The sequence below is a fragment of the Tyzzerella sp. An114 genome (assembly GCF_002161055.1).
Classification (GTDB): Bacteria; Bacillota; Clostridia; order Lachnospirales; family Anaerotignaceae; genus Fimicola; species Fimicola cottocaccae.
The window spans coordinates 61,869-70,249 of record NZ_NFLT01000009.1 but is presented as its reverse complement, the minus strand read 5'-3'; the positions used below and the strand labels follow the sequence as shown (position 1 = coordinate 70,249).

Annotated in this window: 7 protein-coding genes and 1 other annotated feature; of the genes, 1 reads left to right on the top strand and 6 read right to left on the bottom strand. The window is 34.0% G+C overall.

All coding sequences use genetic code 11. The features are described 5' to 3' along the window. Positions 1 to 329 precede the first annotated feature (329 nt). The gene (gene ppdK, locus B5E58_RS09465; protein WP_088109429.1) at positions 330 to 2,960 is read right to left on the bottom strand and encodes a pyruvate, phosphate dikinase; all 2,631 of its coding nucleotides are present in this window, start codon (positions 2,958 to 2,960) and stop codon (positions 330 to 332) included. 569 nt (positions 2,961 to 3,529) lie between these two features. On the opposite strand from ppdK, the gene B5E58_RS09460 reads away from it, so the two are divergent. Continuing rightward, on the top strand, positions 3,530 to 4,081 hold the full coding sequence (locus B5E58_RS09460) for a hypothetical protein (RefSeq protein WP_088109428.1): 552 nt from the start codon (positions 3,530 to 3,532) through the stop codon (positions 4,079 to 4,081). A 51-nt stretch (positions 4,082 to 4,132) separates the two neighbouring features. On the opposite strand, the gene B5E58_RS09455 is transcribed toward B5E58_RS09460, so the two are convergent. From B5E58_RS09455 to B5E58_RS09440, 5 genes are all read right to left on the bottom strand, one after another. Further along, positions 4,133 to 5,518: a glycine--tRNA ligase gene (locus B5E58_RS09455; protein ID WP_088109427.1), complete on the bottom strand. Its 1,386-nt coding sequence runs from the start codon at positions 5,516 to 5,518 to the stop codon at positions 4,133 to 4,135. A gap of 74 nt (positions 5,519 to 5,592) precedes the next feature. After that, positions 5,593 to 5,765: a binding site (T-box leader), on the bottom strand. Positions 5,766 to 5,816: 51 nt separating this feature from the next. Continuing rightward, on the bottom strand, positions 5,817 to 6,554 hold the full coding sequence (gene recO / locus B5E58_RS09450; protein WP_088109426.1) for a DNA repair protein RecO: 738 nt from the start codon (positions 6,552 to 6,554) through the stop codon (positions 5,817 to 5,819). Between the two features lie 88 nt (positions 6,555 to 6,642). Continuing rightward, entirely contained in the window at positions 6,643 to 6,792 is a 150-nt protein-coding gene (locus tag B5E58_RS13370) for a YqzL family protein (RefSeq protein WP_143597253.1), read from the bottom strand. A 91-nt stretch (positions 6,793 to 6,883) separates the two neighbouring features. Then, positions 6,884 to 7,789 carry a GTPase Era gene (gene era / locus B5E58_RS09445; RefSeq protein WP_088109425.1) on the bottom strand — a complete coding sequence of 302 codons (906 nt, stop codon included), beginning with the start codon at positions 7,787 to 7,789 and terminating at the stop codon, positions 6,884 to 6,886. A 20-nt stretch (positions 7,790 to 7,809) separates the two neighbouring features. Continuing rightward, positions 7,810 to 8,370, bottom strand: a complete 561-nt coding sequence (locus B5E58_RS09440) for a uracil-DNA glycosylase (RefSeq protein WP_088109424.1) — start codon at positions 8,368 to 8,370, stop codon at positions 7,810 to 7,812. Positions 8,371 to 8,381: the final 11 nt, after the last annotated feature.

Here is an 8,381-nt window from a genome sequence, read left to right as displayed (position 1 = left end):
TGCTGACCACGAATAATTATTATACACGCTTTCTGATAAATGTCAACACTTTTTTTAACTTTTTTTCAAAATATTTTAAAATATGCCATTTTCTATTATTTTCTTCGGCGTATATAAAGCTATTATACCATTGTTCTTCTATAAATACAATACTTATTTATATTTTTCAATAATTATATTTATATATTATCCAAAAAGCAAAAAAATATGTATTTCTACCTATTAAATGCAAAATTTTTAAAAACAAAAGGACAGGCTACCTAGAAGTAAGCCTTCTAAGTAACCTGTCCCTATTTAATAATCAATCAATAAAACAGAACTGTTTTATATTACTGTCTTGGGTTTGTTATCTGAGCCTGAGCTGCAGCAAGTCTTGCGATTGGCACACGGAATGGTGAGCATGATACATAATCAAGACCAATCTTATGGCAGAACTCGATTGAAGATGGGTCTCCACCGTGCTCTCCACAAATTCCAAGATGGATGTCAGGACGAACTGGTTTAGCTTTTGTTACAGCGATTTCCATTAACTGTCCAACACCTGTCTGGTCAAGTTTAGCTGTTGGGTCACCCTCATAGATATTCTTGTCAATGTAGTCAGCAAGTATCTTACCAGCGTCATCACGTGATAATCCGTATGTCATCTGTGTAAGGTCGTTTGTACCGAATGAGAAGAATTCAGCTTCTGTTGCGATAGCGTCAGCTGTAAGAGCTGCTCTAGGGATTTCAATCATAGTACCAACAAGGTATTTCATTTCGATACCAGCGTCAGCAATGAGTTTATCAGCAACTTCAACGATTACACTCTTAACATATTTAAGTTCTTTAATTTCTCCAACAAGTGGAATCATGATTTCAGGAACAATGTTAAATCCTTTTTCTTTCTTAACCTGAATAGCAGCTTCGATTATAGCTCTTGTCTGCATTTTTGCGATTTCTGGATAGCTTACAGCAAGACGGCATCCACGATGTCCCATCATAGGGTTAAGTTCGTGAAGTCCACGTCCTTTAATTTTAAGTTCTTCAACTGTTTTGCCCATTTCTTTTGCAACTGCTTCATATTCCTCATCTGTCTGTGGAAGGAACTCATGGAGTGGTGGGTCAAGAAGACGAATTGTAACAGGTCTTTCGCCCATAGCCTCATAAATACCTACGAAGTCAGCTTTCTGATATGGTTCAATTCCCGCAAGAGCAGCTTCTCTTTCTTCAACACTGTCAGAAAGTATAACTTTTCTGAAGTTAAGAATTCTTTCAGACTCAAAGAACATATGCTCTGTTCTTGTAAGACCGATACCTTCAGCACCAAAGTCAAGAGCGATTTTAGCATCTTTTGGAGAGTCAGCGTTTGTTCTAACTTTAAGAGCTCTCTTAGCGTCAGCCCAAGCCATAAATCTAGCAAAGTCTCCTGAGATTTCTGGTTCAACAGTAGGGATATCCATTGGATAGATTTTACCTGTAGAACCATCAAGTGAGATATAATCTCCTTCTTTTATAGTCATTCCGCCAAGTTCAAATGTCTTAGCTTCTTCATTCATTTTAATTTCTTCACAACCAGATACACAGCATGTACCCATACCACGAGCAACAACGGCTGCATGGCTTGTCATACCACCACGAACTGTAAGGATACCTTCAGCAGCAACCATACCTTCAATGTCTTCTGGAGATGTTTCAAGACGAACGAGTACAACTCTTTCACCTGCTTCAGCCCAAGCTTTAGCATCTTCTGCTGTAAATACAACTTTACCAGCAGCAGCACCAGGAGAAGCTGGAAGTCCTTTTCCGATTTCTTTAGCAGCTTTTAATGCAGCAGCATCAAATGCTGGGTGAAGAAGCTGGTCTAACTGTTTTGGTTCAACTTTCATAAGAGCTTCTTCTTCTGTGATAAGTCCTTCATCAACCATATCAACAGCAATCTTTAAAGCAGCAGGAGCTGTTCTCTTACCATTTCTTGTCTGTAAGAAGAATAATTTTCCTTCTTCAACAGTGAATTCCATATCCTGCATATCTTTATAGTGTTTTTCAAGTTTATCAGCAATAGCCATAAATTCTTTATAAACTTCTGGCATATCTTCTGCAAGTTTAGCAATTGGTTTTGGAGTTCTAACGCCGGCAACAACGTCTTCACCCTGAGCATTAACAAGGTATTCACCGAGCATAGCTTTTTCACCAGTAGCAGCGTTTCTTGTGAAAGCAACACCTGTACCTGATGTATCACCCATGTTGCCGAATACCATCATCTGTACGTTAACAGCAGTACCCCAGCTGTAAGGTATATCGTTCATTCTTCTGTAAACGAAAGCTCTTGGGTTATCCCATGAACGGAATACAGCTTTAGCAGCTTCATACATCTGTTCCTTAGGGTCCTGTGGGAATTCTTTTCCCTGGTCTTCAAAATAAAGTTTCTTGAATTCCTGAGCAACTGTTTTTAAATCTTCAGCAGAAAGGTCAGTATCGTATTTAGCACCAACTTTTTCTTTGTATTCATCAAGAAGTCTTTCAAATTTTGATTTAGAAACTCCGATAACAACATCAGAGAACATCATAATAAATCTTCTATATGAGTCCCAAGCAAATCTTGGATTTCCTGTTTTCTTAGCAAGACCTTCAACAGAAATATCGTTAAGACCAAGGTTAAGAACTGTATCCATCATACCTGGCATAGAAGCTCTAGCACCTGAACGAACAGATACTAATAATGGGTTTTCTGTATCACCAAGTTTTTTGCCTGCGATTTCCTCTAATTTAGCTAAAGCCTCATCAATCTGAGCTTTCATTTCAGGTGTAAATTCTTTTCCACCTTCATTGTATTCTGTACAAGTCTCAGTTGTGATTGTGAAGCCCTGTGGGATTGGAAGTCCAAGTCTTGTCATTTCTGCCAAGTTAGCACCTTTACCTCCAAGTAAGTTTCTCATTGAAGCGTTACCTTCGCTGAACATATAAACATACTTTTTGCTCATTATAAAAACCTCCTACTATAATATAAAAAACTTTAAAGCAAAAACCATTTTTTATAAAGCAGTTACCACTAAAAAGCTCTTTATACAAAAAATACTATAAAATTTATATAAAATATGTAAATCCATTGTATTTATAACCATAAAGAGTACCAAAATAAAAGTCGCACCTTTTTGGTTTTGATTTTGTTACAACAACAATCATAACACTTTTTATTTATAATCTCAATATTTTAATACTAATATTGTATCAATTTTCAACAACTCTTATTTTTATTATGAATTTTTCACAAACCATTGTTATTTTTTTGAACTTTTATAAATCAAACTGTATAAAAATAAATTTTTTAAATTACCACCTTTTCGATTTTTTTTACATTTACATAAAATAGGCAATTTTTATATGTTATCTCTATATTAACATAATTGCAATATACAATTTAACTATATAATTATTTCAAATTTTATTCAAAAAAATTTGTCTAAATATTAGAGTTTTTCAAAAAACTTATCAATATGGTTTACGTAAATATAACTTATACAACCAAAATATGAAAAAGGGAGAAATTAAAATGAAAGACCTTAAAAATTTCACAAATATATTATGCGGTAATTTTGACAACTCAACACAGCTTGAAAGATTTAAAAAAGAAGGAATTGAAGGCTATCCTTATGCTAAACATATAAACACAGTATGTAACGACAAAATAAAAAATATTCCCTCTGATTTTGAAGGTATATTTGTAATAGAAGAAAGCTATTACACAGTAAATGACAGAACAAACCCTATGCCTCATCTATTCCTTTTCACAGAAGAAAACGGAAAAGTTACTCTCACATCTTATGAGATACCTGAAGGCTACACAAAACAAGACTTTACATATGAAAATGTTGAAAGCATAGATTTTAAAAGTCTTAAACTTTCAGAAAAATTTACACCTGCTGTATATGAATACAAAAAGGGTGTATGGGAAGGGGGAAGTGTAAGTATGTTTACACCTGTCATGAAATTTACTCTTTTTGAGAGATTTTCAGAGGAAGTTTTGGAAGTTACAGAGACAATAGAAGTAAATGGAAAGCGTACATTTGGCTACGACCTTCCTCTTGAATACAGAAGAATATAATAAAAAAAGCAGAACTTAAAAAGTTCTGCTTTTCTTCTATAATAATATAAATTAGAATTCCATTTTTTCTTTAAGGTATCCTTCAATCTCATCAATGCCAATTCTAATCTGTTCCATAGTGTCTCTATCTCTTACTGTAACAGTATTATTTTCAAGAGAGTCAAAGTCATATGTTATACAGAAAGGTGTACCTATTTCGTCCTGTCTTCTGTAACGTTTTCCAATACTTCCTGCTTCATCATATTCAACATTAAAGTTTTTAGCAAGCATATTGTAAACTTCGATTGCTTTCTCTGAAAGTTTCTTTGATAAAGGAAGAACAGCAGCTTTTACAGGTGCAAGAGCTGGGTGGAAATGAAGAACAGTTCTAACGTCTCCTTCTCCAACTTCCTCCTCATCATAAGCAGAGCAAAGGAAAGCAAGAGTCACACGGTCAGCACCGAGTGAAGGCTCAACAACATAAGGAATATATTTTTCGTTAATTTCCTGGTCAAAGTATGACATATCCTGTCCAGATGTATTCTGATGCTGTGTAAGGTCGAAATCAGTTCTATCAGCAATACCCCAAAGCTCACCCCAACCGAATGGGAAAAGGAATTCAATATCACTTGTAGCTTTACTGTAATGTGAAAGTTCTTCTTTCTCATGGTCACGGATACGCATTTCATCGTCTTTGATACCAAGATTTTTGAGGAAGTTTACACAGTAATCTTTCCAATAAGCAAACCATTCAAGATCTGTATCTGGTTTACAGAAGAATTCAAGTTCCATCTGTTCAAACTCTCTTGTTCTGAAAGTAAAGTTACCAGGTGTAATTTCATTTCTGAAAGATTTGCCAATCTGAGCAATACCGAAAGGAATTTTCTTTCTTGATGTTCTCTGAACATTTTTAAAGTTTACGAATATACCCTGAGCAGTTTCTGGACGAAGATAAACAGTATTTTTAGCGTCCTCTGTAACACCCTGGAATGTTTTGAACATAAGGTTAAACTGTCTTATGTCTGTAAAGTTATGAGCACCACAGCTTGGACAAGGAACATTATTATCCTCAATAAACTGTTTCATTTTCTCATTTCCCCAACCGTCAACAGGTTCAGCAGGCATACCTTTTTCAGCCATAAAATCTTCAATAATTTTATCAGCACGAAATCTCTCTTTACACTCTTTACAGTCCATAAGAGGGTCACTAAATCCACCAACATGACCAGAAGCAACCCAAGCCATAGGGTTCATAAGTATAGCACAGTCAACACCTACATTGTATGGGCTTTCCTGAACGAATTTTTTCCACCAAGCTTTTTTTACATTGTTTTTAAGTTCAACACCGATAGGGCCGTAATCCCAAGTATTAGCAAGACCTCCGTAAATTTCTGAACCAGGATAAACAAAACCTCTTGCCTTAGCAAGTGCAACAACTTTTTCCATTGTCTTTTCCATATATAATAACCTCCAAATAAAAGTATATTTTCGGGAATTAAAAAAAGCTTTCAATCCCCTACAACAATATTATTGTAAGGGACGAAAGCTATAAACTTCCGCGGTTCCACCCTTTTTGACATAAAAATATGCCCTCTCATAAAACACCGCTCCGAAACGCCTTCATATTACTCCGCTACTGTCTCACACCAGCCGACAGCTCTCTTAAAACTTATATAACACTACTACTTTTCATCAACGCAGTTATATTATTTATTTGACTATAAATCTATCAAATGAAACCAAATTTGTCAAGTCCCTAAAGACTTTCGGCAAAATCAAGGGTTTTAAACTTCATATTTATATGAGATGAAATATAATCCTTAGAAAGGATACTAAGCTCATAAAGAACATCATCAGACACTCTAAAATTAAAAACCTTTGAAACATCACTTTTAAGAATATATCTCAAAGATTGTAAAGCCCCATTGGATATAATACCACCATCAATGCCTTTTTTCTTACAATCGTCACACATGACACCACCCTCAATTTTTGAAAAATAATTAAGGTGACTGTCATTTCCACAGAAAACACAATTTTCAGTTTCAGGCATAAATCCCATAAGAGACATATATTTAATTTCAAAAACTCTCGTTATAAATCTAGGGTTTATATCTGTTTTAGACATTACAGACAATGTTTTAAGTAAAAGAAGCATTATATTATCACACTCCATATTTTCAGGACAAGTTTTTTCAACAAGCTCCAAAATATATGAACTGTAAGCAAGTTTTTCAATGTCTGTTCTTATATTATAAAAATTATCTATTATTTCAGCCTGATTTATGTTATAAAAATTTTTATTTTCAAAAGCAACAAAATCACAGTATGAAAATATCTGACTTGAAGCCATAAGAGGGCTTTTTGATTTTCTTGCACCTCTAGCATACATAAAAATCTTACCTATACCCTTAGATAAAACAATAAGATTTTTACTTGTCTCACCTTTATTAATTTCTTTGAGGACTATACCACGTATTTTTTCAACTGCCATAATATCACACTTTCAATATTATAAATATGTAAATAATAAAATATATCCCGTAAAAAATTAACGGGATACATTTAAAATAAGCTATAAATTAAATTGTTATAACTCTGTTTTCACCAAAACCAGAAACCTCTACACCGCTTTTATTTAGACACTCAAAATCATTTTTTTCTCTAGCCTTATACTTTAAATAAATTTCAACATTACCACTTTTTTCAAACATATTCCATAATAAATCCATATACCGCACCTCTTTCATATAAACTCTATTATATATTTATATGTTTTCCCGATAACGGATTTATATTCTATGAAAAATATTTCAAAAATTTTTATATATTTTTTGAATCGTAGCCGAAATTTTTAAGTAAAAAGTCGCTATCTCTCCAATCTTTTTTAACCTTTATCCAAATTTGAAGATTTATAGGAGAACCTAAAAGATTTTCAATATCCTGTCTTGCATAAGTTCCTATTCTCTTAAGCATAGAGCCTTGTTTACCTATAATTATACCTTTGTGGGAGTCTTTTTCACAATATATAGTTGCCTGAACATCAACAAGATTTTTATCCTGTCTTTTTTTCATTGATGTTATTTCAACAGCTATTCCGTGAGGTATTTCGTCCTGTAAAAGTCTTAAAGCCTTCTCTCTTATAATCTCAGAGGCAATCTGTCTTTCCGGCTGGTCTGTAACCATATCAGCAGGGAAATATTGAGGTCCTTCCGGAAGATATTTTTTAATTACAGAGAGAAGTGTATCTGTGTTTTCGCCTTTAAGGGCAGAAACAGGAACAATCTCTGTAAAATTATATAAAGCTCTATAAGTGTCTATTACCTTTAAAAGAGTTTCTTTCTCAACAGTATCAACCTTATTTATAACAAGGACAACTGGAGTTTTAACATTTTTAAGTTTTTCTATAACATAGTTGTCCATCTCCCAAACCTTTTCACTAGGTTCAACAAGCATTAAAACCACATCAACCTCATTAAGACTTGTCTCAGCAGATTTAACCATGTACTGACCTAATTTTGATTTAGGCTTATGAATACCAGGAGTATCAATAAAAACTGCCTGATAATCATCTTTTGTAAGTATACTTGTAATTTTATTTCTTGTTGTCTGAGGTTTGTTTGAAATTATTGCAATCTTTTCACCTATAAGACAGTTCATAAGTGTAGATTTACCTACATTTGGTTTTCCAACAAGTGAAACAAAACCTGAATAAAATTTATTTGCCAAAATATTCTCTCCTTAAAAATTCATTTTATACTTTGATACATATCCCTTATACTTTTAAAATCCTCCCAAGCGGGACGTTTTTTGCTTTCATCACGAAGAAGTGCCGAAGGGTGATATGTAGCTATAATTTTATAACCTTTTCTATCGTGCCAAATACCTCTTTCACGAGTTATTCTAAAATCCGGTGAAATAACAGCCTGTGCTGCAATTCTTCCAAGGCACACAATAATTTTAGGTTTAACAAGCATAAGTTGATATCTCAAATAATTGAGACAAGCTTCCTGTTCATCACTGTGAGGGTCTCTATTTCCGGGAGGTCTGCACTTTACAATATTAGCAATGTACACATCATCTCTTGTAAGGTTTATTGCTGTAAGCATTTTATCAAGAAGTTGTCCAGCAGGTCCTACAAAAGGTATTCCCTGCAAATCCTCCTGTTGTCCTGGGCCTTCACCAATAAAAAGTATATCTGCATTTCTATTTCCTGTACCTATTACAACATTAGTTCTTGTCTCCCAAAGTCTGCATTTTTTACATGAAAGACAAGCTCCTTCTAGTATTTCCCAGCTTTTTTCTGCCAAAAAATCACCTT